Here is a 26,561-nt window from a genome sequence, read left to right as displayed (position 1 = left end):
CCGCAGAAACGGATATGTACCCGATCAAAGAGCCCAGTCGACTATCAGGCCGCCTTCGCGGGCAAGCCTCGCTCCTACAAAGACGGGCGATAACCGCCAGCGGCCGTGACCGCAGAAACAGATATGTACCCAATCAAAGAGCCCAGTCGGCTATCAGGCCGCCTTCGCGGGCAAGCCTCGCTCCTACAAGAGCGGGCGATAACCGCCGGCCCAACACAGAGGGAGCCCCCTCGCCACAGGGCCCTAAAGCTCGAACCGCAACTCAGGCCAGATCGGCGAGGTGCCGCGTTTTTGCGACTCCAGAATGGCCCGGCACAGCGAGCACAGGCGCTGGTCCTGGAACACGGTACGGTCGACGCTTGACCAGCGCGGTTGCGCCGGCAACAGGCTGCCGCACAAGGTTCGGTCCGCCGAGCCGCCCAATTCCAGTTGACGGGTCACCAGATGTACCCGCACTTCCTGGCAGGCGAACAGATCCAGCTGTTCGTCAGGCTCGATCAGTTGATAGGCAAAAAGGGACCAGGCAGGACGCGGCATCGGGGGCTCCAAATCGGGGGCGCCACCTTAGCCGAAACACCGCCGCTAGAAAAGCGTCAAAGCAGCGGTTTCAGTGTCGGCCAGACATTTTCCAGCAACTTGTCCTGAGCCGCCTCAGCCGGGTGCAGGCCGTCGCCTTGCATCAGGTCCGGGTGACCGCCCACGCCGTCTAGAAAAAACGGCACCAGCGGGATCTTTTTCTCGTTAGCCACCTTGATGAATACCTCGGCAAAGGCCTGGGTGTAACGCACGCCATAATTGGGCGGCAATTGCATGCCCAGCAACAGCACCTTGGCGCCACTGACGCGGGAGCTGTCGATCATCGACGCAAGATTTTGTTGCAATTGTGTTGGCGGCATTCCGCGCAGGCCATCATTGCCCCCCAACTCGAGGATAACCAGCGCAGGCTTATGCTCTGCAAGCAGCGCCGGCAGGCGCGCCCGACCTCCGGCACTGGTGTCGCCGCTGATGGACGCATTGACCACCTTATCGTCGAAACCTTCGCGCTTGAGCCGTTGCTCGAGCAATGACACCCACCCCAAGCGGGTATCCAGGCCGAAACCGGCGCTGATACTATCGCCAACGATCAGGACTGTACCCGCCGCTGCGCTCTGGGCCATGCACATCAAGGCCAGGCCAGCACTCAAAAACCACACACGCATCGGATTCTCCATGGGCGCAAGCATTCTCACCGCGAAGAACCTCAGCAAAGTGGTTCCGAGCGCGGAAGGTGAACTGACTATCCTGCACGAACTCAGCCTGGAACTGAACAAGGGCGATAGCCTGGCCATCGTCGGCGCTTCCGGTTCCGGCAAATCCACCCTCCTCGGCCTGCTCGCCGGCCTCGACCTGCCGAGCAGCGGCGAAGTCACCCTCGCCGGGCAAGGCCTGAGCAATCTCGATGAAGATCAGCGCGCCCGCATTCGCGCCGAGCACGTGGGGTTTGTCTTTCAATCATTCCAGTTGCTCGACAGTCTCAACGCTTTGGAAAACGTCATGCTGCCGCTGGAACTCGATGGCCGCAAAGACGCTCGCGAACGCGCCACTGAACTGTTGCAACGGGTCGGCCTGGGACAACGCCTGACCCACTCACCGCGCCAGCTCTCCGGTGGCGAGCAGCAGCGCGTGGCGATTGCCCGGGCGTTCGCCGCCGAGCCCGACGTGCTGTTCGCCGATGAACCCACCGGCAACCTCGACAGCCACACCGGCGAGCGCATCAGTGATCTGCTGTTCGAACTCAACCAGGAAAGCGGCACCACCCTGGTGCTGGTGACCCATGACGAACGCCTGGCACATCGCTGCCGGCGCCTGATCCGCCTTGAAGCCGGCCTGCTGGTCGCCCCTCTGGAGCCTTGATGGCACGCTTGCCGCTGTTGCGCCTGTTCAGCCTCGCCATCCGCCAACTGCTACGCGATGCCCGCGCCGGTGAGTTGCGGGTGTTGTTCTTCGCCTTGCTGGTGGCCGTGGCGGCAAGTACCGCCATCGGTTACTTCGGTGCCCGCCTGAATGGCGCCATGATGCTGCGCGCCACCGAATTTCTCGGCGCCGACCTGCTGCTCGAAGGCAGTTCGCCAGCGCGGCCGGAGCAGATCAGAAGCGGCACGGAGCTGGGCCTTGAGCACGCTCAGGTGGTGGAATTTTCCAGCGTCATCGCCACCGACAACGGCATTCAGCTGTCCAGCATCAAAGCCGCCGATGACATTTACCCGTTGCGCGGCGAACTGAAAAGCGCCCCCGCACCCTTCGCGCCGGAAGAACCCGGTGGTGGTCCGAAACCCGGCGAAGCCTGGGTCGAAGCGCGACTACTGACCGCACTGGACTTGAAGATCGGCGACAGTATCGATGTTGGCATGAAAACCCTGACGCTGGCGCGGGTGCTGACCTATGAACCGGATCGCGCTGGCAATTTCTACAGCCTGACACCACGGGTGCTGATCAACCTTGGCGACCTTGAGGCGACCGGCGTGGTGCAACCCGGCAGCCGGGTCAGTTACCGCGAACTCTGGCGCGGCAACGCCTCGGCGCTGGAAACCTATCGGCAACTGATCAAGCCAGGCCTGGCGGCCAACCAGCGTATCCAGGATGCTCGCGATGGCAATCGGCAGATCGGCGGCGCCCTGGGCAAGGCTGAACGTTATTTGAACATGGCCAGTCTGGTGGCGGTGCTGTTGTCCGGTGTGGCGGTGGCGCTGTCGGCGACACGCTTCGCCACCCGCCGCTTCGATGCCAGCGCATTGCTGCGCTGCCTGGGCCTGTCCCGTCGGGAAACCATGGTGCTGTTCAGTCTGCAACTGACCGTACTCGGACTGCTCGCCAGCGTCAGCGGCGCCCTGCTCGGCTGGCTGGCGCAGCTCGGGCTGTTTGCATTGCTGCATGATTTATTGCCGACCGATGTTCCACCGGGTGGCCTGCTGCCGGCCATCGCGGGGATCGGCACCGGGCTGGTGGCGCTGGCCGGTTTCGCCCTGCCACCATTGGCCGCTTTGGGTCGAGTGCCACCGCTACGCGTGTTGCGTCGCGACATGCTGCCGATTCCGTCCAGCAGCTGGATTGTTTATGGCGCGGCATTGGGCGCCCTCGGCCTGATCATGTGGCGCTTGAGCCTGGACCTGTTGCTGACCTTCGCCCTGCTCGGCGGCGGTGTGATCGCGGCACTGGTGCTGGGCAGCGTGCTGTTGCTGCTACTGAAAAGCCTGCGCCGGATGCTGGCACGCGCCTCACTGCCATGGCGCCTCGGGTTGGGCCAACTGCTGCGCCATCCACTGGCGGCGGCCGGTCAAGCCCTGGCCTTCGGTCTGATTCTGCTGTCCATGGCGCTGATCGCTTTGCTGCGTGGCGAATTGCTCGACACCTGGCAAAACCAGTTACCGAAAAATGCCCCGAACTACTTCGCCCTGAACATTCTGCCGGCGGACAAACAGGCCTTTACCGATCGACTGATGGAGTTGTCGGCACAATCGGCGCCGCTGTACCCGGTGGTGCCGGGACGGCTGATCAGCGTCAATGGCGAGCCGGTGCAGGACATCGTCAGCAAGGATTCGGCCGGTGATCGAGCCATTCAACGCGACCTGAGCCTGACCTGGGCGGCCGAGCTGCCGGAGGGCAACAAACTCACCGCCGGCAACTGGTGGGATCAGCAACCATCGGATGAAATACCGGGAGTATCGGTGGAAGGTAAAGTCGCCGAAAGCCTCAAACTCAAGCTCGGTGATCACATGGTATTCACCGTTGGCGGGGTCAATCGGGAAGCGAAAGTCACCAGCCTGCGGGAGGTCAACTGGGACAACTTCCAGCCGAACTTTTTCATGATCTTCCAGCCCGGCACCCTGAAGGACTTGCCGGCGACCTACCTGACCAGTTTCTACCTGGCGGCCGGTCACGATCAGCAGATCGTCGATCTGTCCCGAAGCTTTCCGGCAGTGACCATTCTGCAAGTCGAAGCGTTGCTGGCGCAGCTGCGCAGCATCCTCGCCCAAGTCACTCTGGCGGTGGAATACGTACTGTTGTTTGTATTGGCGGCGGGGATGGCGGTGCTGTTCTCCGGCTTGCAGGCAACGCTGGATGAACGCATTCGCCAAGGTGCATTGTTGCGAGCGCTAGGCGCCGAGCGACAGTTGCTGGTCAGGGCCCGGCGGATCGAGTTCGGCCTGCTCGGCGCGGTCAGCGGGTTGTTGGCGGCACTGGGTTCGGAACTGGTGAGCCTGGTGCTCTACCGCTACGCCTTCGACCTGCCCTGGCATCCGCATCCATGGCTGCTGGTGTTGCCACTGATCGGTGCCGTGCTGATCGGCGGTGCCGGTGTGTTCGGCACGCGCCGCGCCTTGAATGCCAGCCCCCTGACAGTCTTGCGCGAGGGTTGATAAACACATCAAGTACTCAATCGCAAGAAGTCACCACGAGCCGTTATCGCCCTCCCCGTAGGGCGATCGCTCGGAAAACGCCGAGTGCACCCTATTTCGGGTATCTGATCTCGTTTATCCACCACAACATTTCTCCGCTCGGGGTCTGCACAACAGCCTCATCACCGACCTCTTTCTTCAAAAGCGCACGCGCCATTGGCGAATCGATGGAGATGTAATCGTTGCGACCGTAGATTTCGTCATACCCCACAACCCGGAATTTCTTGATTTCACCTGCCTCGTTTTCGATCTCGACCCAAGCCCCGAAAAAGACCCTGCCTTCCTGCTCAGGTGAGTACGCAACCACCCGCACATCTTCGAGGCGCTTGCAAAGGTACCGAACACGCCGGTCGATTTCCCGGAGCAGCTTCTTGTTGTATTGGTAATCCGCGTTTTCGCTACGGTCGCCGAGCGACGCCGCCCAAGTGACCTTGCGCGTGGTGTCAGGACGCTTTTCCCGCCAAAGGTAGTCGAGCTCCTGCTTCAGAGCCTCATGACCTTCCTTTGTGATGATGTTCGTACTCAAGATGGATTTCTCACTAACGATTTATCTCCAGCAAGGTTATATCGACTCTTGGAGCCCCAGGTCGCGCTCAAGCGAAGTGCACCCTTGAATCACTGAGAACCCGGTGAATTGCTGCCCCCGCAGACTTGGGAATTTTCAGTGCTCTGAGCACACGATCCCAGTCATCAAGCGCCGCGAGGGTTTGGTCGAGGTATTCATCAGGCTTGAGGTATTTGTAATCCTTGCACAGGTCTCTGATGACCTTTCGTGTCGGTTTACCATGACCTGAAAATGCAGTGGAATGCTCACCCATCCCATCGGAGAAAGTAAGGTCGTACGCCGGAGACAGCCTCCAGCCCCCCTGCCCACTTTTGTCCTGAGGTTCGTGATACAGGAACGCAAAGTTTTTGGTGTGATCGTCGTAGTTGTGGAACACCGCATTGAAGATCATGAGCCTTGCCATTTTCTCAACCTCGGCAGCGCTTTTCGTCAGTGCGCTTGTCAGCTTGAGTAGCTGGCTGTAATCCATTGTCGGCGCCCGGAAGTCTGCGTAGACCAACGCGCAGAGGGTAATCATATGAATCTTGCGATCGCCATCACGATCGAAACGTTTGGCTGCGAAGAACCGTTCAAATCCGCCCTGGCGCATCTGCACCTCTAGCAGTTCCGTATGCGCCATATTCACCCCAGCCCTTCTGGCCATCACCGCATACGCTTGCTCGATCCCGCCAGTCTCCAAAGGCTCACTCAGAGCCCTGAACTTCACAAGCCAGTGAGCGTATCCAGGTGGAAGTTGGCCAAAAGCTGAAGTCGCAGTTTCAAGATCGTGTGACAGTGCGGCGATTGCTTTGGGGCGAGCACCACCGGGGGAACCACCCGCCAAGCGTAACCCCTTGAGCACTCTTGGGGTGTCTCCATGTTGTACCTCGACAGATGCCTCGAACAGGCGAGCAAGATTCACTGACTCGGCGGCGACCTTTTCTGCTTTGGGATGGTACTCAAAGATCCCCATAGCTCGATCACCTATATAGGCCAGCCGATCCAGCGGACTGAGCGTCAGCGAGGTGCCTGCTCCGAAGGTCGCGTCGAAGAATCTATCCATCAGCAGAAGCCCCCAACCGTCCGGCAAGGAATCTGCAAATGGGCCATGCAAGCCCTTGAACACACGACTTTCACGAGCGAGCTGTGGCTTGTCATCGAATGTCATTGTCAGGGGAGAAAGGTCAAACCCCTTGGCCAGCCATTCTTTGTCGTACACAAAGTAGATGCCTTTCCCCTCGATACGGCTCAATTCGCCAACCATTACGCCATTGGCAGTGACGGTGAGCGATTCAGTGGGCTTGAACCTGGGGATAGGCGAGCTCATTTGGTGCCTCGTTTACGCTTGAGATTTTTTAGCTCGTCGATTGAGCCTGGATGCGAGGGTTTGAAAAGACTCATCATCGGCGTTAGCTCATCGAGCGCCGTGGCCAGGAGAATCATGGACTCAAGAGTGATCGAGCCTGAGTGTTCGAACCGCTTGATGGAGGACTCAGACACTCCGGATTGCTCAGCCAAGGTTCTGCGAGAAAGGTTCTTGGACAAGCGCAACGATTCAGCATTCTTCCCCAGCTCGCGTGCGATTTCCGCTGGACTGTACAAAAAATGCACAAGCGACATAGATTTCTCCGAACACACTATTGGTCATAACTGATCCAGTATGACCAATAATATCGAACAAAGGATCTATTCTGACCAGTTGCATCAATAGAAAGATATGTAATTTTTTACATTAATGGTCATATCAGACCAATTAACACAAAATAACAACCATAAAAGGTCAAATACGACCAATATAATTAAAATGCGCGCACCCTGATCGGCAAGGCACAGGACGCCGAAGTGCGGGTCCAGACACCGACCGGTGAACAACTCGTGTATATCGTGGCGATCGACTATTTTTGAGCCGCGGCGCTCTGAGTCGCAGCGCCATGAACCTCAGCGACGGGTAATCAGCCCTTGGCGAGCCACGCGAGTCAGCTGCCTGATCACTTCCGGTGCATCCTCGAGGCTGGGTGCCAGAATCACCGCCAGATCGAAACTGTCGTTGGCAAACCGTGCCAGTGACTCGCCGTCGTCGACAAACTGAATCAGGAAGGCAGCAGGCCCACCGGTACGACGTGGCCAGCCATCGAGGTAACGCAGAAGCGTCGGCTGATGTTTACCGCCAAGCAGGATTTTTGGATTGCGCTGGGTGAGGTGTGCCGTGATCGGCGCGGGGCGTATAACGGGGCTTAATGCATTCATTGTGTCGTGTCTCTGCCTCAAAAGTCTGCATGGCAGGTGAGAGGCAACACCGAACCAGCGCTTTAGCGGTATTTCGAAGCCTGTTTCAAGCTTCTATCGGCAACTGAAGGAGTCACCTGGCGCCCCGCAAGTAGCTGTTTAAATCGGCGCATGGGCAGCATCCTAGAGAAGCTGACCGGACAGTGTCAAGAATCACGCGCAACAAAAAAGGCCTGCACAGTGCGTCGCACAATGCAGGCCTTTTTGTTGAGCCAGGGCAGTCAGTTGGTGATGGCGCGGTCTACCGAAAGTTTGCCTGCACCTTCGATCAGCACCGCGAGGCTGCCACCGAGCAAAGCCAGGGCGAATTCATAACCGTTGTTGGCCATGAACAAACCGTTGCTGATGTGCACCGTGAAGATCGCCACCAGCGAGAGAAAGGTCAGACCCAGCGCTGCCGGGCGTGCCAGCAGGCCGATAATCAGCGCCAGACCACCGAAGAACTCGGTACCACCGGCCAGGATCGCCATCAGATGACCCGGTGCCAGCCCGATGCTTTCCATGTACTGCGCGGTGCCGGCAATGCCGTAGCCGCCGAATGCCCCGAAGAGTTTCTGTGAGCCATGGGCCGCGAAGATGATGCCGACGAAAATACGCAGAATCGTCAGACCGTAGCCCGCGCGAGTGAACAGTACCTTGTTGATCAGTGTGCTCATGCTATGTCATCCATTGTGAGTGCGTGTTGGTTGGCCGCTATATTAATCAGTAAAACTCATGTTAAAAGCGCAAAAAACGCACCATAACAATCAGATTAGTCGATCATTTCCGTGAGGCCACTTTTTGCCCTTGGGGCTCCAACGACTCCCGCTCCCGATCGAACGCCAGGTAATACTTGTTCACGCTATTAACATAGCTGACAGCCCCCATCCCCACCTGCTCCATGGCAATGCGCTCGACCTGGAAGAACCACTGATTAGGATTCAAGCCGCGTCGCCGGGCTTCGGCGCGCATGCCTTGAACCCGCTCCGGTCCCATGTTGTAGGCCGCCAGCACGAACGCCATGCGCTCGCGCTCATTGAGTTTGGGGCTGGCGAAAAACTTGCGGCGGATCATCGCCAGGTACTTGGCGCCGGCCTGCACATTGGCGTCGAGGTTTTGAATATTGCTCACGCCAACCCGTTGGGCGGCGGACGGGGTGATTTGCATCAGGCCGGTGGGGCCGCTGCCGCTTCTGGCGTTGGGCTGCAGCGCCGACTCCTTGAAGGCCAGCGCTGCCAGGTTCAGCCAGTCCATCCCTTGGGCTTCGGCGTGTTTCTGCAACACCGGGCGAAGTTTTTCCAGGCGCTGCCGATCAGCCTTGGCCAAGGGATAGTGCACTTGATACAGACGCCTGTAGATCCGCAGGAACGCCGCATCCTGGTCCGACGGTTTCTTGTAAGTAGTCAGGAAGCGATCGATGCTCGAACGCAGCATTGAAGCGTCGCGGCGCACAAACCAGTATTCCTCGCCTGGCTCGCTGATAAGGACCTGTCGATCGAAGCGTAATTTGGGCAGGATCTTGCCCCAACGTTCGGCAATCGGTTGCTCGACAATCGTCAGATGAAAAATCCCGCCCTGGACCATTTCCAGCACGTCCTCGACCGCCAGGCTGGGATCGACCCACTCGATTTTCACCGGCGGCAGTTTGTGCAGCGCGAGCTTCTGATTGATCTGACTGACCGCATCCCCGGCGGCACTGCCGGTGGGCAGCGCGAGGGTTTTGCCCGAGAGTTGTTCGAGGCGGGTGTAACGTCGCTCGCCTTTGATCCCCACCAACAGCAACGGCACATTGCTGGCGATCGGTTGGCTGGTGCTGACCGCGAGGCCCGATTGCGGATCGAGCAATTCCCCCGGCGCAACCAGATCACCCTCCCCGCGCTGCAACGCGCCGAGCAGTTGATCCTTGGCTTTGGGAATGATCTTGAGGGTGATTTCCTGGCCATCGCGGGCATGGCCATTGAGGTATTGTTCGAAAGCGCGCAGGCGGTGGTATTCGACGCCGATGGCCTGGCCCTGGACTTCACCGGAGCTGTTGCGGCTCTGGTTGACCAACACCCGCAACACGCGACTGCTGCGAATCTCCGCCAGGTCGCGGACCTTGGCCGCCGGCACGGCTTGCAACGGCCCGGCCAGACGCGCAACCGCCGGCATGGGCAGCAGCAACGAGCAACACAGCAGTAACAAAACCGAGGGACGAGTCATCCACTCTCCGGGAAGAATACGGGTCGACTCATGGATAATTTCATGACGTCGAGCGACAGAAACAGAGCGCCTGAAGCGCTGGCAAAGTGCGAGAGTGGCACAGTGATAGCAAACCTACCAATTCAATCCTACCAATCCGACCTGCCTCGCGGCCTCAACAGACAGCTTTAACTCGTTGTAGTTCTTGGCTTTTCTTATAAATCTACAGCTCTGATATGCTTTCCGGCCTTTGGTCCGAGGTAGCACCATGCAACTCATCGATATCGGCGTCAACCTGACCAACCCCAGTTTCGCCGACAAACACCAGGCTGTACTTGACCGTGCGTATGCTGCCGGAGTCTGCCAACTGGTGCTCACCGGGACCAGCGTCGAGGGCAGCGAACAGGCTCTGGAGCTGTGCCAGCAACTGGACGAAAGCGCTCAGCGGCTGTTCGCTACGGCCGGTATTCACCCGCACTCGGCCAGCGACTGGAACGCCGACAGCGCTCAGCGTCTGCGCAGTTTGCTCAAGGAGCCGAACGTGGTGGCCGTGGGTGAATGCGGCCTGGATTTCAATCGTGATTTCTCGCCCCGCCCGCAACAGGAAAAGGTCCTCGAAAAACATCTGGAGATGGCGGTCGAACTGCAGCTGCCGGTGTTCCTGCATGAGCGCGATGCCAGCCAACGATTGCTGGAGATCCTGCGTGATTACCGCGACCAGTTGCCAGCCGCCGTGGTGCACTGCTTCACCGGTGAAAAGAAGGCGCTGTTCAGCTACCTCGATCTGGATCTGCACATCGGCATCACTGGCTGGATCTGCGATGAACGCCGGGGCACGCACCTGCATCCGTTGGTCAAGGAGATTAAACGCGGGCGCTTGATGCTGGAGAGCGATGCGCCATATCTGCTGCCGCGCAGTCTGCGCCCCAAGCCGAAGAATGGTCGCAACGAGCCGGCTTATCTGACCGAAGTGTTGCGTGAGGTGGCGTTGCATCGTGGGGAAAGCCAGGAAGACCTGGCAAACCACACCACAGCATGCGCACGGGCATTCTACGGGCTGCCTTCGATCCCCCAGTAACTACAAATCCCCTGTGGGAGCGGTATGTGGCGAGGGGCTTGCCCCCGTTCGGCTGCGTAGCAGTCGTAAACCATTGCATGCGGTGTACCTAATACACCGCGATTGCAGGTTTTGGGGCCGCTTCGCGACCCAACGGGGCGATGCGGCGTTCCGACAAGCCCCCTCGCCACACAGGCTCGCTCCCACATTTGGATAGGCTGTGCTCGTTGACCTGCATCAATATCTGAAGCCCTGCATAGCGGCACAATGCTGGCACCTTGCCAAAACTGTTTCCGCTATCAGAGAAGACCTCCATGGGTGCCTGGCTTAGCAACATCTCGCTGAAATACAAATTCTGGGCGGTCAACGCCGTCGCCTTCGTCACCACCCTGTTGCTGGTGCTGTACGCCGTGCAGCTTGAACAACAAGCCCGCAGCCACGCCGCCCAGGCTTCGGCTCAGGCCCAGGCGCGATTGCTCAATGCCTGGCCTGCCGGGCAGCCGCTGCCCAAGGCCGATAACCTGTTGACCTTCAATCACGGACAGGCGCCGTTACTGAATGGGCAGCCGCTGCTGGAGCTGACCGATACCAACGGTTGGGTCGAGATCAACGCTATGCCGCTGTTCGGTGAAAACCCGTTGATGGGCGCCGAGATATTCACTCGCCCTGACGGTCAACAGGTCGCGGTGATTGCCTATGGTCCGAGCCTGATCCAAGTGTTCGGCGAACGCTTCACTCACTATGCGGTAGCAGTGTTCATTCTGATGCTGGCAATGCTCGGCGCGTCGCAACTGTTGATCCGCTTCTTGCTCAGCCAGCTCAACACCTTGAAAGACGTGATGCTCCACGTCGAGAAAACCGGTGACCTGTCGGCCCGTGTGCCACTGGCTTGCAAGGATGAAGTCGGGCAGATGGCCAACGCCTTCAATGCCATGCAGGCCGGTTACCAGCGAGTGGTGAACACCGTCGCCAGCACCGCCCGGCAACTGGATGTTGGTGCCGCGCGGCTGGCCTCGAGCATGAACGAGGTGCGTCACGGCATGCTCGGTCAACAAAGCGAAACCGATCAGGCCGCCACGGCGATCAACGAAATGACTGCCACGGTCCATCACATCGCCCAACACGCCGGTGCCACCCGCGACCTCTCGCAAACCGCCGACACCCTGGCGGGCAGCGGCCAGGCAGTGGTCACTCGGGTGCAGCAATCGATTGGCGGGTTGTCCACCGGCGTGCAGCAAACGGCCGAGATGATTCAGCGTCTGGCCGAGGACAGCCAGAAGATCAACGGCGTGGTCAGCGTGATCCACAGCATCGCCGAACAGACCAACCTGCTGGCCCTTAACGCCGCCATCGAAGCGGCCCGGGCCGGGGAAATGGGCCGCGGGTTTGCGGTGGTCGCCGATGAGGTGCGTAACCTGGCCAAGCGAGTCCAGGCGTCCACCGACGAGATCACCACCATGGTTTCAGCGCTGCAAGCCGGCACTCGGGATGCCGTGGACTTCATGCAGGAAAGCTCGTACAAGGCGGACGACTGCATGCAGCAGGCTCAGGAAGCCAGTGTGGCCCTGGCCGAAATCACTGGAGCGGTGGCGCAGATGCGTGAAAGCAATACGCAGATCGCAGTGGCAGCCGAGCAGCAGAGCCATGTGGCGGAGGAAATGAATCGGGCGGTGGTGAGCATTCGCGACGTCACCGAAAACACCGTGCAGCAGACAGTGAATTCAGCGATCACCAGCAATGAGTTGGCGATGTTGGCGGGGGAATTGAGCAAGGCCATTGGGCAGCTCAAGCTTTGAGGGCCTCTTCGCGGGCAAGCCTCGCTCCTACATGGGATGATGCGTTCACAAATCCCTGTAGGAGCGAGGCTTGCCCGCGAAGGCGTCAGACCGGTCAACATCAATATTGACCATGACCCCTATCACTTCGATAGCCAGCCTCGATTCGCCGACGGCTTTCGCCCGGCCTATTCTTTGTTCAAGAGCCTCATCGAACCAAGGATAAGCATCATGGGCAAACGTCACCCCAACCTTCCCGCCTGGCAATGGCGAACGCACCCGCATAATCATCAGAACCCGACTAATCCGGTATTGCACCTGATTGCCGTGCCGCTGTTCATCGTGGCGTTTTTACTGATGGTTTCGGGGGTATTCAGCCTGGATCTGACGAGCATCGCGATCGGCGTTATCGGCCTGCTCGCCGCCCTGGGCCTGCAGCGCCACGGTCACCGCCTGTAGGCGTAGCCTGCGAGCAGTGGCGGCTGGTGGCGCGCTTGGCGTGAACGCCACCGTCGTCGTCACTGATCAGGCGAAAATCGTGACTGTCTGCCGGCTCATGGCAATCAACTGACCGTCTTCGCTCCACAGTTTTGCGGCGGCGTGCCCGTAGCCGTCAGCGGCATACTCGATTTCAACCAGGTACTTGCACCAGTCCAGCGTGCTCAACGCAAGCAACGGCTGGACGAATTCGATGGTCCAGGTCAGCGTGCTGCCTGCCGCCGGCTTCTTAAGATACGACAACAAGGACGGCGGCCAAGCGTCGACCAGCGCCAGAATATGCGCCTCGCTGACCACCTCGTCCTTCCCTTCTCCACGCAAGCGCACCCAACCTCCCATGTCGCGGGAGGTGTTGCCGGTGAACGGCAGGCCACCGACACTCCAGCGCATTGCCAAATGACGCATGAACTCCGGGGTCACCCCTTTGATATAGGGCATTTCCTGGCAGTCGTCCCAGTGCTTCATCTCGGGCGCAGCGTTGGCCGTGACCGCCACTTCGGAAGGTCGCGAGGCGCCGAAGCTGCCCTGGACCAACGTCACCACTTGCCCCTTCTGCATCGCCCGGCCCAGCACCTGGCTGACGGCTTTGCCTTCGCGCAACACATCGACTTCAAAACTGACTGGCACATCAGGCTCGACTGGGCCGACAAAGGTGATTGCCAGCGAACGCACCGGACGATCCGCCGGGACTTTTGCGCGCATGGCTTCGTATTGCAAGGCGGCTATCAGCCCCCCAAAACTCGCCCGGCCCTGGCCCCATTCGGCCGGAATAGACAGCTCCTGCGGCTGACTGCGCACAGCGTCGAGCAGATCGGAAAAGTGCATGGGAACCTCAGAGACAGGAAAATGGATGGAACGATCTTAACCAGCGCGCAAAGCCGATACAGCGCTTATTCCGGCCAAAATCACTGACAGATGAGCCGTGCCTGCATTGAACACACAACTAATGTGGGAGCGAGCCTGCTCGCGATGAGGCCATGACATTCAACATTGATGCTGGCTGTCATGCCGCCATCGCGAGCAGGCTCGCTCCCACATTTGATCTTTAGGGTGTTCAGGATTTGAAGCAGGCGGCACTGAATTTGTCGAGGACGCGGTCGGCGCGCTCTTCGGCCTTGGCCAAGGTGGTTTTCCAGACCGCGACACATGGCTGCAAATCGGGCTCTTCTTTGGCGCGATCCAGCCACTGCCAGCTGTCGTGCCAATCGCCCAAGGCAGCCTGCGCCGATTTCAGTCTGGGCAGGGCCGCTTCCGGCAAGCGATCCAGTTCGGGGTAGGCTTCGATGCCATAGCGCACGCGCTTGATCAGCAGACGCAGGCGATGGCGGTCATGGGCGGGATCATGCAAAGCCTGGTCGAGTTTCTTCCACTGTTTGCCCAGGCGTTTTTCGATGCGCTTGCGCAAGCCCTTGAGCAAGCCCTGACGCTGGGAAGCCCGCAGGAAACGCGGAAAAGCATCGAGGATCATCAGCATCTGCGCCACTTCCCGGCTCGCCGCGACGATGGGATAAGCCTCGTCCATCCGCGCCATGCGCCGGTGCGCGGCCTCGGGTTGATCGTGCTGGAGCAGGTACGCCGCTAGCACTTCGCGATCACGCAACGGCGTGGTCAGGTCACCGACCCTGGATGCCGCCGCTTCCAGTTGCTCGACCCCGGGCAAACCGCGCAAGGGCCGCAACAAGCTGCGCAAACGCCGCACGGTGGTGCGCAGATCGTGCAGCGCTTCAGAATCGGTACGGGCACTCAAGCGTGCCTGGCAGGCGAGCAGGCGAATGTCCAGGCTCAGAACGTGAGCCACCAATCGATCAACCAAGGCAGACATCGCTTGCTCCGTGAATCGAATTCCCCCATTGGCTATAGCATGCTTCAGCGACCGGCGCGAGATTCACGAATGTAGAAGCGCGCCTTCTCGGCCTTCTTGGTGCAACCCTCGTACGCTTCGAATTGCTGCTGGGTCTTGGCACCGGTCAGCAACGACAGCGCCTTGGAGTAGCTGACAGTCCCGGCAAAGCCCTCGACCTTGGCCAGATCCAGTTCACGCCAGGCGGCATCGAGCTGGCTGCCGCAGGCGTCACGGTAAGCGGTTTTACCGGCACAACCGGCGAGCGCCAGGGCAATCAACGGCACACAGATCCAGACTTTCATCACTCACACCTCAAAGATAGGTAAACATGCATGCACGTAAGACGGTCTGGCACGTGAAAAGTGCCTTGGGCCGCAGTGGAAACCCGCCGTGGAAATCACAGCGCCCGCGAGAATACCCATTCGCTCTCCCAGAGTGTCAAAAAACGACGCACTGGCCTCGCCGAACGACCATAGCGATTGAAGCGTGCCCCTCGATAGGTGCATTGTTGAACCTTGTCAGAGAGGTCGATTCATGAAAAAGCGTGTCGCACTGGTGTTGGGCTCGGGTGGCGCCCGGGGCTACGCCCATATCGGCGTCATTGAAGAGATCGAACGGCGCGGCTACGACATCGCCTGCATCGCCGGTTGCTCCATGGGCGCAGTGGTCGGCGGGATCTATGCCGCCGGTAAACTCAACGATTATCGCGACTGGATCGAGAGCCTGGATTACCTCGACGTGTTGCGTCTGGTGGACGTCAGCTTTCGCCTGGGCGCGATTCGTGGGGAGAAAGTCTTCGGGCAGATCCGCAAGATCGTCGGCGAGATCAATATCGAAGACCTGCGCATTCCCTACACGGCCGTGGCCACGGACCTGACCAACCAACAGGAAATCTGGTTCCAGGAAGGCTGCCTGCATCAAGCCATGCGCGCCTCGGCGGCGATCCCCAGCCTGTTCACGCCGGTGATGCAGGGCAATCGAATGCTGGTGGACGGCGGTATCCTCAACCCGTTGCCGATCGTGCCGGTGGTGTCGAGCCATTGCGACCTGATCATCGCAGTCAACCTCAACTCCACCAACCAGCGTCACTATCAACTGCCGGTGATCCAGCGTCCGGCCGCGTTCAAGACCCGCTTCGACAGCCTGATCAACTCGCTGGGTTCGAAATTGCCCTTCCGCCGCAAACAGGCCGAACAATTGCTGCTGCTGGAAAAGGAAGCGTTGATGGCAGAAGCGGCCGATATCAATCCGTGGATCGAGTCCGCCGAGCCCGAAGGCCAGCAACCGGCGGCGGCCCCGGAAAGCAACGGCGCACCGAAGTCCGCCACCGGGTCGTTCATCATCGACAACGTCGGGCCGGCGTCCTTGCTGGATCTGATCAACCAGAGTTTCGAGGTGATGCAGACGTCATTGGCGCAGTACAAGATTGCCGGGTATCCGCCGGATATCCTGATCAACGTGCCCAAGCGAGTGTGCCGGTTTTTCGAGTTCTACAAGGCGCCGGAGTTGATCGCGCTGGGGCGCGAGATTGCGCGCGATACGCTGGATCGGTATGAGAATGAGCGGGATTCTTGAGGTTCTTGGGTGAATGTGAGGGCCTCTTCGCGGGCAAGCCCGCTCCCACAGGGTTTGAGTCGATCATACGTTTTGTGATCAACATCAAACCGTAGGAGCGAGGCTTGCCCGCGAAGGCGTCAGATCAATCAATACAGAACTAAAGGCTACCCTCACTCAACAACCGATACCCAACCCCCGCCTCGGTAACGATGAACCGTGGCTGAGTCGGATCATCCGCCAGTTTCTGCCGCAGGTGCCCGACCACGATCCGCAGATAGTGGCTGTCTTCGGTGTGTGTCGGGCCCCAGATGTCCTTGAGCAATTGCTGCTGGGTGATGACCCGCCCCGGATGCCGCGCCAGTTGCGCCAATACCGCATATTCCTTGCGCGTCAGCGCCACTTCGGTGCCGTCCAATAGTACCCGGCGATAAGCCAGGTCCACGGTGAGCGGGCCGAAACTAAGCGCCGCTTCCTGGGCCTCACCCGTCGGCGCCTGACGCAGCAACGCGCGCACTCGGGCCAGAAACTCCTGGATGCCGAACGGTTTGGTTACGTAGTCGTTGGCGCCGCCATCCAGGGCTTGTACTTTCTGCCCCTCGCTCGCTCGCACCGAGAGCACCAGTACCGGCATCGTCGACCACTCGCGAAACTCGCGCAGCACCTGCTGGCCATCCATATCCGGCAGACCGAGGTCGAGCACCAGCAGGTCGGGTTTGTTCAATGCGGCCTGGACCAGGCCTTCCGTGCCGGTGCCGGCCTCCAGCACTTTGTAGCCTTGGGAAACCAGGCTGATGCGCAGGAATTTGCGGATCTGCGGTTCGTCGTCGATGACCAAAATGGTCGCAGTCTGGCTCATGAATTCACATCAACATAAAGAAGTGGCAAGAGAGTAGCGCAGGCGAGATCAGGCTTCACTGTCCAGTCCCGGCTGAGTCTGCAACGGCAGGTGCAGCGTGATGCAGGTGCCGCGTCCGCCGATACCGTCGGCGACGCTGATCCGCCCGCCATGGGCACCGACCATGCCCTGACAGATCGCCAGCCCCAGCCCGGTGCCCTGCCCGCCGCGATCGCCGCGAGCGGCGGTGTAGAACATGTCGAAAACCTTCGCCCGTTCCTCCTCCGGAATCCCCGGCCCCTCATCGCTCACCGAAAAAAACAGCTCGCTGTCATTGGCCCCTGCACGCAATTCAAGACGCCCGTGGGGTGGTGAGAAACGCGCGGCGTTTTCCAGCACGTTAACCAGAGCTTGTTCGATCAGCGCGGCATGCACATAGAGCAGCGGCAACTCGGCCGGCACTTCGGTAATCACCTGCAACGATGCCAGCACCGCGCGCAGACGATTGAGCGAACTGCCGACGATGTCTGCTGGCGACACCCAGTCTCGTGCTAGCTTCAGGGCGCCGTGACCGAGGCGAGTCATGTCCAGCAGATTTTGAATATAGCGATCCAGCCGTTCGGCTTCATCGCGGGTGCCTTCGAGCAGTTCGCGGCGGTCCTCCAGGGGAATCGCCTCGCCAAGCGCCAGCAGGCTGTCGATGCTGCCGCGCATGGAGGTCAGTGGCGTGCGTAAATCGTGGGACACCGAGGCCAACAGCGCACTGCGCAGTTGCTCGGTTTCACCATGCAAGCGTGCCGCCTCAAGGTCATCGGCCAGTTGCGCGCGAGCCAATGCCTGGGCCAGCGGTTGGCTCAGTGCGGTCAACAAGCGCCGACGCTGGCCGCTCAAGGTCTGACCTTCTTTGGCACACACGCCGAGCAGCGCGAGCGGCCCATCGTCCACCGACAACGGCCACCACCACCAGCGCCCGAACGGCAAGGTGCCGGTGCCTGCGCCGGCCGGTTGGTCGTGTTGCCAAGCCCAATCGGCGGCGGCACGCTCGGCTTCGGAGAACTCCAGCGGCCCGCCGGTTTCAACTTTCCAGCCGTTCTGGCCATCGCGATTGAGCAGGCACAGTTTCAGGTCGGTCCAGCCATTGAGGTGCTGCGCCGCAGCGCTGACCACGGCCTGACGGTCGGTGGCGGCGGTGAGTTTGCGCGACAGGTCGAGCAGTTCGCTGGTTTCTTCCTGGGTGTCACGCAAGGCCTGCAATTGCCGCCGTTGCCGAGCCGCAAGGTTGCCGGTCAAGGCCGCCATCAACAGGAAGAACAACAAGGTCAGCACGTCTTCTTCGCGCTGGATGCTGAAGGAGAAATTCGGTGGAATGAACAAAAAATCATAGGTCAGAAACGACAGCGCCGCACAGGCCAGCGCCGGGCCGAGGCTGCTGCGCACCGCCACCAGCAACACCGCCGCGAGGAACACCAGGGAAATGTTGGGCAATGGCAAGACGCTTGAGACCGCCCAGGCCAGGGCACTGGCGAGCACCGTCGCCACCAGCGCCAACGCGTAGTCGAACCACACCAGCGACTGCGCCGAGCGTTGGCGCGGTTGATGCTGTTCGTGGTCACTGTCGAGCACGTTGATTTCCAACCCGCGAGCATCGCGCAGTAAACGAGACGCCAGCCCGCCACCGAACAACCGTCGACGCAAACGCTGGCGCGACTGGCCCACCAGCACCAGGCTGGCGCGTCGTTCAGCGGCATGCTGGATCAGCGTTTTCGCCACCTCGCCCGCGCGCAGCAACACCACTTCGCCACCGAGGCGTTCGGCCAGTTGTTGAGCGCTTTGCAGGCGCAGACGCGATTGCTCGTCGCGCACACGGCCGTTGTCCACATGCACCAGACTCCACGGCAGATGCCGACGCTGGGCGACACGACTGGCGTGACGCACCAGGCGCTCGGCCTGAGCATCGCCGTCGACGCCCACCAGCAAACGACCGCGCACCGCCGGTGCGGCCTGCCCCAACTGGCGATACCCCTGGGCCAGATCGTTATCGACCTGAGCGGCGGCGGTTTGCATCGCCAGTTCGCGCAGGGCGGTGAGGTTGGTCTGGGTGAAGAACGCATCGATGGCCGCCCGCGCCTGCTCCGGCACGTAAACTTTGCCGTCGCGCAGACGCTCCAGCAACTCGCGCGGCGGCAGGTCGATCAGCAGCAGTTCGTAGGCTTCTTGCAGCACCCAGTCCGGCAGGGTTTCGCGCACCTGTACGCCAGTGATGCCGCGCACCTGATCGTTGAGACTTTCCAGATGCTGGACGTTGACCGTGGTGAACACGTCGATGCCGGCAGCCAGCAATTCCTGAATGTCTTGCCAACGTTTGGCGTGACGACTGCCGGGGGCGTTGCTGTGGGCCAGTTCGTCCACCAGCACCAGTTTTGGTTTGGCTTTGATGAGACCGTCGAGGTCCATTTCTTCGAGCATCACGCCGCGGTATTCCGAGCGCACCAACGGTTGCTGCGGCAAGCCAGCCAACAGCGCTTCGGTTTCGGCGCGACCATGGGTTTCGACCACCCCGGCCATGACTTTCACGCCCTGGCGCAGTTGAGTATGGGCGGCTTGCAGCATGGCGTAAGTCTTACCGACCCCTGGGGCTGCGCCCAGAAATACCTTGAGCCGGCCACGGCCATCGCGGGGCAGGTCTGCTAACAGCGCGTCGGCGCGGCCGGAGTCACTCATGCTTGGGGATCTCTTTTTTTCAGATTGATCGTTCCCACGCTCTGCGTGGGAATGCAGCCCGGGACGCTCCGCGTCCCAGCCGAAGCGGACGCAAAGCGTCCATAGATGCATTCCCACGCAGAGCGTGGGAACGATCCTTTCCAAACTTTTGACCTTTACAGTTTTTCCAGCGCCATATTCAGCGCCAACACATTCACCACCGGCGGCCCCACCAAGGGCTGCTCGATGTGCGCGGCCATCAGTTGCTCAAGCGTAGACACTGGCAGATTGCGCGCCGCCGCGACACGCGCCAGTTGATAGGCAATTGCGGCCGGTGGCAAGTGCGGATCGAGGCCGCTGCCGGAGGTGGTCAGCATCGCCAACGGCACCGGCCCCTGGCCAGCTACCTGCAATTTACTGGCCTCGTCGATAACCCGAGTGGCGAGCGCCCGATTGCTTGGCGAGAGGTTGCTGGCGCTGCTCGACACAGTGGCAAAGGCACCGGCCGATGGTCGTGGGTGGAACCAGGCGTCGCCGACGAAATCCTGGGCAATCAATGACGAGCCACGAACCTTGCCGTCGGCGTCACGCACCAGGCTGCCATTGGCCTGGTCCGGGAAGGCGACCTGGGCGACGCCGGTGACCACCAACGGGTAGGCGACGCCGGTGATCAGGGTCATCAGCAACAACAGGCTCAGGGCCGGACGTATCAGTGTGGACATTTCAAAATCCTCTATTCGACTCGGAAGGCACACACATCACCTGTGGCGAGGGAGCTTGCTCCCGCTCGGCTGCGCAGCAGTCGTAAACCTGGTGAATGCGGTGTGCCTGAATAAACACTTGGGCCTGAGGTGGGGCCGCTTCGCAGCCCAGCGGGAGCAAGCTCCCTCGCCACAAAAGCCCCTGCCTCAAGCAGCAACCGCTATACCAAATGCAACGCCGTCAACAGCATGTCGATCGCCTTGATGCCCACGAACGGCACCAGAATCCCGCCCAGCCCATAAATCAGCAGATTGCGCCGCAGCAACGCCGCCGCGCTCACCGCTTGCACCCGCACACCGCGCAATGCCAAAGGAATCAGCACCACAATGATCAAGGCGTTGAACACAATCGCCGACAGAATCGCGCTCTGCGGACTGCTCAGGTGCATGACGTTGAGCACACCCAGTTGCGGGTAGATCGAGGCGAACAGCGCCGGCAAAATTGCGAAGTACTTGGCCACGTCGTTGGCGATGGAAAAGGTGGTCAGCGCACCGCGGGTCACCAGCAATTCCTTGCCGATTTGCACCACGTCCAGCAGCTTGGTCGGGTCGCTGTCGAGGTCGACCATGTTCGCCGCCTCCCGCGCCGCTTGTGTGCCGTCGTTCATCGCCATGCCGACGTCCGCCTGAGCCAGGGCCGGGGCGTCGTTGGCGCCGTCGCCACACATGGCGACCAGGCGACCGTCGTTCTGCTCGTGACGAATGCGCGCCAGTTTTTTCTCCGGCGTGGCTTCGGCCAGCACGTCATCCACGCCTGCTTCGGCAGCAATCGCAGCAGCGGTCAGCGGGTTGTCGCCAGTGACCATGACCGTGCGAATCCCCAATTTTCGCAGTTCGGCGAAACGCTCGCGGATGCCGGGCTTGACCACATCCTTGAGGTGGATGACACCGAGCAATTTGCCGTCAGCGCAGACCAGCAACGGTGTGCCGCCACTCTGGGCGATCTTGTCGATTTCCCGGGACAGCGGCGCGGCCAGATCGGCGCGTTTCAGGCCAACGAAGGTCAGCAGCGAATCCACCGCGCCTTTGCGATAGACCCGGCCTTGATAGTCGACACCGGACAGGCGGGTTTCAGCGCTGAACGGCACGGCAGTCAGCACCTCGGCGGACGGCTCGGGTTGCGGGTGAAGACCGCGCAGGTACTCGACGATGGATTTGCCTTCAGCCGTGTCATCGGCCAAGGAGGCAAACAACGCGCCTTCGGCCAGTTCCTTGGCAGTGACACCCGGCGCGGCATAGACCGCGGAGCAGCGACGGTTGCCGAAGGTGATGGTGCCGGTCTTGTCCAGCAGCAGGACGTGAACGTCCCCCGCCGCTTCCACGGCGCGACCGGATTTGGCGATCACATTCAGGCGTACCAGACGGTCCATCCCGGCGATACCGATGGCCGACAACAAACCGCCAATGGTGGTCGGAATCAGCGTGACCAATAACGCCACCAGGAACACCAGCGGCAGGCTGCCATTGGCGAAGTGGGCGAACGGTTGCAGGGTCACCACCACCAGCAGAAAGATCAGGGTCAAGCCGATCAGCAGAATATCCAGCGCCACTTCGTTCGGGGTTTTCTGGCGTTTGGCGCCTTCGACCAGCGCGATCATGCGGTCGAGGGTCGATTCACCGGGGTTGGCGGTGATGCGTACCAGCAGCCAGTCGGACACCAGGCGGGTGTTGCCGGTGACGGCCGAGCGGTCGCCACCGGACTCACGAATCACCGGTGCCGATTCACCGGTAATCGCCGCTTCGTTGACCGCCGCGATGCCTTCGATCACCTCGCCGTCACCGGGGATCATCTCCCCCGCTTCGACGCGCACCACATCACCCTTGCGCAGGCTGGTGGCGGGCACCACCTGAAAGCTGCCATTGGCGTTTTTGCGCCGGGCACTCAAGCCTTCGCTGCCGGCCTTGAGGCTGTCGGCGCGGGCCTTGCCGCGACCTTCGGCCAGCGCTTCGGCGAAGTTGGCGAACAGCACGGTGAACCACAGCCACAAGGCGATTTGCGTGGCGACGAAAGTCGGCACGGCGCTGTCGGGAATGAAGCACAGCACGGTGGTCAGAATCGCGGTCAGTTCCACCACCAGCATCACCGGCGCACGTTGCAATTGCCGTGGGTCGAGCTTTACGAACGCTTGCACCAGCGCCGGGCGCCAGAGCGCTGCGATCGCGGTTTTCGGTTGTTCCGGCGCCTTGACGACGGCGGCTTTAGTTGCGGGCATATTCATCATTGACTCCTTAGAAGCCCAAGCTCAGATGTTCGGCAATCGGGCCCAGCGCCAGGGTCGGCAGGAAGGTCAAACCACCCACCAGCAAAATGGTCACGGTCAACAGGACCACGAACAGCGGGCCGTGAGTCGGGAAGCTGTTCTGGCCGATCGGCGCGGTTTTCTTCATCGCCAGGCTGCCGGCCAGGGCCAGTACCGGGAGGATGTAACCGAAGCGACCGATCAACATGCCCAGCCCCAGCATCAGGTTGTGGAACGCGGTGTTGGCACCGAAGCCGCCGAACGCCGAGCCGTTGTTGGCACTGGCCGAGGTGTAGGCATAAAGCAACTGGCTGAAACCGTGAGCACCGGGGTTACTCACCGCCGCGACCGGGCCAGGCAGGCTGGCAGCAATCGCGCCGAGCACCAGCACGCCGACCGGCATCACCAGCAAGGTCACCACCAGCAACTGGACTTCTTTGGCTTGCAGTTTCTTGCCGAGGTATTCCGGAGTGCGGCCGATCATCAGCCCGGCAAGGAATACCGCAATCAGCACGTTGAGCAACATGCCGTAGAGCCCGGCCCCGACGCCGCCGAAAATCACCTCGCCGACCATCATGTTGACCAGCGCGACCATGCCGCTCAGCGGGTTGAGGCTGTCGTGCATGCCGTTGACCGAACCGTTCGACGCCGCTGTGGTGGTCACCGACCACAGCACTGTGGCGGTGGTGCCGAAACGCGCTTCCTTGCCTTCCAGCGGCGCGGTCTGTTCGACGGCGACGTTGTTCAGGGTCGGGTTAGGCTGGTACTCAGCCCACAGTGAAGTGGCGCCGCCGATCAAAAACAGCGCCAGCATGCAGGCGATGATCGCGCGGCTCTGACGCAGGTCTTTCACGTAATGGCCGAAGGTGAACACCAGCGCCACCGGGATCAGAATGATCGAAGCGACTTCGAACAGGTTGCTCCACGCCGTCGGGTTCTCGAACGGGTGCGCCGAGTTGACGCCGAAGAAGCCACCGCCGTTGGTGCCCAGTTGCTTGATCGCAATCTGGCTGGCGGCCGGGCCGAGCGGGATCACCTGATCGACGCCCTGCATGGTCACGGCGTTCACGTACTGGGCGAACGTTTGTGGCACGCCCTGCCAGACCAGATACAGCGCCAGCAGCAGGCACAGCGGCAGCAGGCCGTAAAGGGTGGCGCGAGTCATGTCGACCCAGAAGTTGCCCAGGGTCTTGGTCGTGCGACCGATGCCACGCGCGCCTATACCTCGACAGAGTGCAACCAAAACCGCCAGGCCGGTGGCAGCGCTGACGAAGTTCTGCACGGTGAGACCGACCATCTGGCTCAGGTAGCTGAGGGTCGCTTCGCCGCTGTAGGACTGCCAGTTGGTGTTGGTCATGAAGCTGACGGCGGTGTTGAACGCTTGCGTCCATTCCTGAGCCGGCAAATTTTGCGGATTGAGCGGCAAATAATTCTGAAACAGCAGGATCGCGAACAACAGCAAAAAACCCGCGAGGTTGAAGGCGAGCAAGGCCAGGGTGTATTTCTGCCAGCTCTGTTCGGCCTGCGGATCGACGCCGGCCACCCGATAGCAACCCCGCTCCACCGGCCCGAGGATCGGCGACAGCCAGGTACGCTGCCCTTCCATCACCTTGTAGTAGAAGCGCCCCAGAAACGGTGCCGGGATCAGCACCACGGCGAAGAAGGCGAGGATCAGCCAATAGTCATAACTGTGCATAGCCGCTCCTAGTTCCGGTCCGCGCGCAACAGCGCAACCAACAGATAAATGAACAGCCCCACTGCCAATAGCAGTGACACCCCGTCCAGAACGCTCATGGAAATTCTCCGTGTTACGGCGTATTGCCGCGTGTGGAGTGATTGTCGGGAGGGAGGCTGTAAAGGCGCGAGATCGAGGGGTGTGGCGGGGCATAAAGAATGCGTAAAGAGTGGGTTTATGCCGTTGTTACGTTGGTGTCTGGTCGGGCCTCTTCGCGGGCAAGCCTCGCTCCTACAAGGTCAGGTGCGCCATATCTCCTGTAGGAGCGAGGCTTGCCCGCGAAGGCGGCGGCACAGCCGATAACGCCCCCAACTGGCGCACAAAAGCCCCCCATCTAGCGCCGAACATCCCCGATACGACACCTTTTCGCGCTTTACGACTGGTGTCGCAACACTGGCACGCCCACTGCACACGCCCTCCCCCGAGCTTTTCCAAACCGTTCAGGGAGCAACGCATGAACACACAACTCAAACCCACGCTGGGCACGCTCCACCTGTGGGGTATCGCGGTCGGGCTGGTGATTTCCGGTGAGTACTTCGGCTGGAGTTACGGCTGGGGCGTTGCCGGGACACTTGGCTTCCTGGTGACCTCTTTCATGGTCGCCACCATGTACACCTGCTTCATCTTCAGTTTCACCGAACTGACCACCGCGATTCCCCATGCCGGCGGTCCCTTTGCCTACAGCCGCCGCGCCTTTGGCGAGAAAGGCGGCTTGATAGCCGGGTTGGCGACGCTGATCGAATTCGTCTTCGCCCCTCCGGCGATTGCCCTGGCCATCGGTGCCTACCTGAATGTGCAGTTTCCCGCCCTCGACCCGAAACACGCGGCGGTCGGTGCCTACATCGTGTTCATGGGCCTGAACATTCTCGGCGTGAAACTGGCCGCGACCTTCGAGCTGGTGGTCTGCGTATTGGCGGTCGCCGAATTGTTGGTGTTCATGGGCGTGGTCGCCCCGGCGTTCAGCTTCAGCAACTTCGCCCTCAACGGCTGGGCCGGTTCTGATGTGTTCGGTGCGCCCGCGATTGCCGGGATGTTCGCGGCCATTCCGTTTGCCATCTGGTTCTTCCTTGCCATCGAAGGCGCGGCCATGGCCGCCGAAGAAGCCAAGGACCCGAAACGCACGATTCCCAAGGCCTACATCAGCGGCATCCTGACCCTGGTGCTGTTGGCCATGGGCGTGATGTTCTTTGCCGGCGGCGTAGGTGACTGGCGCACCCTGTCGAATATCAACGATCCGCTGCCGCAAGCCATGAAAGCCGTGGTCGGCGAAAGCTCCGGCTGGTTGCACATGCTGGTGTGGATCGGTTTGTTCGGCCTGGTGGCGAGTTTCCACGGAATCATCCTCGGTTACTCGCGGCAGTTCTTCGCCCTCGCCCGGGCCGGTTACCTGCCGACATCCCTGGCCAAACTGTCGCGCTTCCAGACCCCGCACCGGGCGATCATCGCCGGTGGCGTGATCGGCATCGCGGCGATCTACAGCGACGGCTTGATCAACCTCGGTGGCATGACGCTGACGGCGGCGATGATCACCATGGCGGTATTCGGCGCGATCGTGATGTACATCATGAGCATGCTCAGCCTGTTCAAACTGCGCAAAACCGAACCGAACCTGGAGCGTACCTTTCGGGCACCGTGCTATCCGCTGGTGCCGTTCATTGCGCTGGTGTTGGCGGTGGTCTGCCTGGTAGCGATGGCCTGGTTCAACACGCTGATCGGGTTGATCTTCCTGGGCTTCATGGCAGCGGGTTTCGTGTACTTCATGCTCACGGCGCAATTGCGTGCCGATGCGCCGGCGGACGCGATGCTGACCGGGCTCTAAACAGGCGAAGTGCGGCTGTCAGAACAGGCATAGAATGGAACCACTGCGAAAATTAATCGCTCAAAGTGGTATGCACGATCGATTGGCGAAACCCGCCAATCGGCCTGCCCTCAAGGAGAGCCCTATGCCCTGGTATGCCTGGTTGATTCTGATCGTTGCCATCGGCTCGATCGTTGGCGGTTTGATGCTGCTGCGCGACACCGCCAACAAGGTCGAATTGACCGAAGAGCAACGCAAGCGCGTCGCCGAACGCAATGCGGAAGCGGATGCCAAGGATGCGCAGGACCGCTAGCAAACAATTGTGGCGAGGGAGCT

At 60.7% G+C, this 26,561-nt stretch carries 24 protein-coding genes and 2 pseudogenes; 9 read left to right on the top strand and 17 right to left on the bottom strand.

What is annotated here, in order from left to right; genetic code table 11:
• Window positions 1-243: 243 nt before the first annotated feature.
• Both PMI18_RS16710 and PMI18_RS16715 read right to left on the bottom strand, forming a co-directional pair.
• Window positions 244-537 carry a hypothetical protein gene (locus PMI18_RS16710; protein WP_007899882.1) on the bottom strand — a complete coding sequence of 98 codons (294 nt, stop codon included), beginning with the start codon at window positions 535-537 and terminating at the stop codon, window positions 244-246.
• Window positions 538-593: 56 nt separating this feature from the next.
• Window positions 594-1,199: an arylesterase gene (locus PMI18_RS16715; protein ID WP_007899879.1), complete on the bottom strand. Its 606-nt coding sequence runs from the start codon at window positions 1,197-1,199 to the stop codon at window positions 594-596.
• A gap of 10 nt (window positions 1,200-1,209) precedes the next feature.
• Between PMI18_RS16715 and PMI18_RS16720 the strand changes: the two genes are divergently transcribed.
• Together PMI18_RS16720 and PMI18_RS16725 are read left to right on the top strand one after the other, a co-directional pair.
• On the top strand, window positions 1,210-1,893 hold the full coding sequence (locus PMI18_RS16720) for an ABC transporter ATP-binding protein (RefSeq protein ID WP_007899869.1): 684 nt from the start codon (window positions 1,210-1,212) through the stop codon (window positions 1,891-1,893).
• Entirely contained in the window at window positions 1,893-4,397 is a 2,505-nt protein-coding gene (locus tag PMI18_RS16725; RefSeq protein WP_007899867.1) for an ABC transporter permease, read from the top strand. Before PMI18_RS16720 ends, PMI18_RS16725 begins: the two co-directional genes overlap by 1 nt.
• Before the next feature lie 91 nt (window positions 4,398-4,488).
• Here PMI18_RS16725 and greB read toward each other — a convergent pair whose 3' ends face one another.
• The 3 genes from greB to PMI18_RS16740 form a co-directional block, all read right to left on the bottom strand.
• Window positions 4,489-4,962: a transcription elongation factor GreB gene (gene greB / locus PMI18_RS16730; RefSeq protein WP_007899863.1), complete on the bottom strand. Its 474-nt coding sequence runs from the start codon at window positions 4,960-4,962 to the stop codon at window positions 4,489-4,491.
• Window positions 4,963-5,029: 67 nt separating this feature from the next.
• The gene (locus PMI18_RS16735; RefSeq protein WP_007899854.1) at window positions 5,030-6,307 is read right to left on the bottom strand and encodes a type II toxin-antitoxin system HipA family toxin; all 1,278 of its coding nucleotides are present in this window, start codon (window positions 6,305-6,307) and stop codon (window positions 5,030-5,032) included.
• Window positions 6,304-6,600 carry a helix-turn-helix domain-containing protein gene (locus tag PMI18_RS16740; protein ID WP_007899852.1) on the bottom strand — a complete coding sequence of 99 codons (297 nt, stop codon included), beginning with the start codon at window positions 6,598-6,600 and terminating at the stop codon, window positions 6,304-6,306. Before PMI18_RS16740 ends, PMI18_RS16735 begins: the two co-directional genes overlap by 4 nt.
• Window positions 6,601-6,786: 186 nt before the next feature.
• Here PMI18_RS16740 and PMI18_RS30280 point away from each other — a divergent pair.
• Window positions 6,787-6,885 (top strand): annotated as a pseudogene (locus tag PMI18_RS30280) (transcription elongation factor GreB); the annotation flags it as partial.
• 33 nt (window positions 6,886-6,918) lie between these two features.
• Here PMI18_RS30280 and PMI18_RS16745 read toward each other — a convergent pair.
• The 3 genes from PMI18_RS16745 to PMI18_RS16755 form a co-directional block, all read right to left on the bottom strand.
• Complete coding sequence (locus PMI18_RS16745) at window positions 6,919-7,227, bottom strand: hypothetical protein (RefSeq protein WP_007899849.1); 309 nt, start codon at window positions 7,225-7,227, stop codon at window positions 6,919-6,921.
• A 260-nt stretch (window positions 7,228-7,487) separates the two neighbouring features.
• Window positions 7,488-7,922, bottom strand: a complete 435-nt coding sequence (locus PMI18_RS16750) for a DoxX family protein (protein ID WP_007899846.1) — start codon at window positions 7,920-7,922, stop codon at window positions 7,488-7,490.
• Between the two features lie 103 nt (window positions 7,923-8,025).
• On the bottom strand, window positions 8,026-9,447 hold the full coding sequence (locus PMI18_RS16755) for a transglycosylase SLT domain-containing protein (RefSeq protein WP_007899843.1): 1,422 nt from the start codon (window positions 9,445-9,447) through the stop codon (window positions 8,026-8,028).
• A gap of 247 nt (window positions 9,448-9,694) precedes the next feature.
• Between PMI18_RS16755 and PMI18_RS16760 the strand changes: the two genes are divergently transcribed.
• The 3 genes and pseudogenes from PMI18_RS16760 (at window position 9,695) to PMI18_RS16770 (ending at window position 12,783) form a co-directional block, all read left to right on the top strand.
• Window positions 9,695-10,504: a TatD family hydrolase gene (locus PMI18_RS16760; RefSeq protein ID WP_007899841.1), complete on the top strand. Its 810-nt coding sequence runs from the start codon at window positions 9,695-9,697 to the stop codon at window positions 10,502-10,504.
• A 293-nt stretch (window positions 10,505-10,797) separates the two neighbouring features.
• Complete coding sequence (locus PMI18_RS16765; RefSeq protein WP_007899840.1) at window positions 10,798-12,279, top strand: methyl-accepting chemotaxis protein; 1,482 nt, start codon at window positions 10,798-10,800, stop codon at window positions 12,277-12,279.
• A gap of 210 nt (window positions 12,280-12,489) precedes the next feature.
• A pseudogene (locus PMI18_RS16770) lies at window positions 12,490-12,783 on the top strand (terminase).
• Here PMI18_RS16770 and PMI18_RS16775 read toward each other — a convergent pair.
• From PMI18_RS16775 to PMI18_RS16785, 3 genes are all read right to left on the bottom strand, one after another.
• On the bottom strand, window positions 12,784-13,581 hold the full coding sequence (locus PMI18_RS16775; protein WP_007899838.1) for an acyl-CoA thioesterase: 798 nt from the start codon (window positions 13,579-13,581) through the stop codon (window positions 12,784-12,786).
• A 229-nt stretch (window positions 13,582-13,810) separates the two neighbouring features.
• Window positions 13,811-14,578 (bottom strand): CHAD domain-containing protein, encoded by a 768-nt coding sequence (locus tag PMI18_RS16780; RefSeq protein WP_007899836.1) that lies wholly within the window; start codon window positions 14,576-14,578, stop codon window positions 13,811-13,813.
• A gap of 44 nt (window positions 14,579-14,622) precedes the next feature.
• Window positions 14,623-14,901 (bottom strand): hypothetical protein, encoded by a 279-nt coding sequence (locus tag PMI18_RS16785; protein WP_007899835.1) that lies wholly within the window; start codon window positions 14,899-14,901, stop codon window positions 14,623-14,625.
• Window positions 14,902-15,133: 232 nt separating this feature from the next.
• On the opposite strand from PMI18_RS16785, the gene PMI18_RS16790 reads away from it, so the two are divergent.
• Window positions 15,134-16,174, top strand: coding sequence for a patatin-like phospholipase family protein (locus tag PMI18_RS16790; RefSeq protein ID WP_007899830.1), 1,041 nt, complete (start codon window positions 15,134-15,136; stop codon window positions 16,172-16,174).
• Window positions 16,175-16,313: 139 nt separating this feature from the next.
• Here PMI18_RS16790 and PMI18_RS16795 read toward each other — a convergent pair whose 3' ends face one another.
• From PMI18_RS16795 to kdpF, 6 genes are all read right to left on the bottom strand, one after another.
• Window positions 16,314-17,012 carry a response regulator gene (locus tag PMI18_RS16795; RefSeq protein ID WP_007899828.1) on the bottom strand — a complete coding sequence of 233 codons (699 nt, stop codon included), beginning with the start codon at window positions 17,010-17,012 and terminating at the stop codon, window positions 16,314-16,316.
• A gap of 48 nt (window positions 17,013-17,060) precedes the next feature.
• On the bottom strand, window positions 17,061-19,712 hold the full coding sequence (locus tag PMI18_RS16800; RefSeq protein ID WP_007899826.1) for a sensor histidine kinase: 2,652 nt from the start codon (window positions 19,710-19,712) through the stop codon (window positions 17,061-17,063).
• A gap of 155 nt (window positions 19,713-19,867) precedes the next feature.
• The gene (gene kdpC / locus PMI18_RS16805) at window positions 19,868-20,413 is read right to left on the bottom strand and encodes a potassium-transporting ATPase subunit KdpC (protein WP_007899825.1); all 546 of its coding nucleotides are present in this window, start codon (window positions 20,411-20,413) and stop codon (window positions 19,868-19,870) included.
• A 200-nt stretch (window positions 20,414-20,613) separates the two neighbouring features.
• Window positions 20,614-22,671, bottom strand: coding sequence for a potassium-transporting ATPase subunit KdpB (gene kdpB, locus PMI18_RS16810; RefSeq protein ID WP_007899823.1), 2,058 nt, complete (start codon window positions 22,669-22,671; stop codon window positions 20,614-20,616).
• A gap of 10 nt (window positions 22,672-22,681) precedes the next feature.
• The gene (kdpA, locus tag PMI18_RS16815) at window positions 22,682-24,388 is read right to left on the bottom strand and encodes a potassium-transporting ATPase subunit KdpA (RefSeq protein ID WP_007899820.1); all 1,707 of its coding nucleotides are present in this window, start codon (window positions 24,386-24,388) and stop codon (window positions 22,682-22,684) included.
• A gap of 8 nt (window positions 24,389-24,396) precedes the next feature.
• Complete coding sequence (gene kdpF / locus PMI18_RS30275) at window positions 24,397-24,486, bottom strand: K(+)-transporting ATPase subunit F (protein WP_007899818.1); 90 nt, start codon at window positions 24,484-24,486, stop codon at window positions 24,397-24,399.
• A 395-nt stretch (window positions 24,487-24,881) separates the two neighbouring features.
• Here kdpF and eat point away from each other — a divergent pair, with 395 nt between their 5' ends.
• Both eat and PMI18_RS30270 read left to right on the top strand, forming a co-directional pair.
• A complete protein-coding gene (gene eat, locus PMI18_RS16820) occupies window positions 24,882-26,246 on the top strand; it encodes an ethanolamine permease (protein ID WP_007899814.1) in 1,365 nt (454 codons plus the stop codon).
• A gap of 124 nt (window positions 26,247-26,370) precedes the next feature.
• Complete coding sequence (locus PMI18_RS30270; RefSeq protein ID WP_007899812.1) at window positions 26,371-26,538, top strand: DUF2897 family protein; 168 nt, start codon at window positions 26,371-26,373, stop codon at window positions 26,536-26,538.
• Window positions 26,539-26,561 lie beyond the last annotated feature (23 nt).

Origin of the sequence: Pseudomonas sp. GM102, from assembly GCF_000282555.1 — a bacterium.
GTDB lineage: Bacteria > Pseudomonadota > Gammaproteobacteria > Pseudomonadales > Pseudomonadaceae > Aquipseudomonas.
The sequence above is the reverse complement of the archived record's forward strand: the minus strand, read 5'-3'. Positions and strand labels throughout refer to the sequence as shown.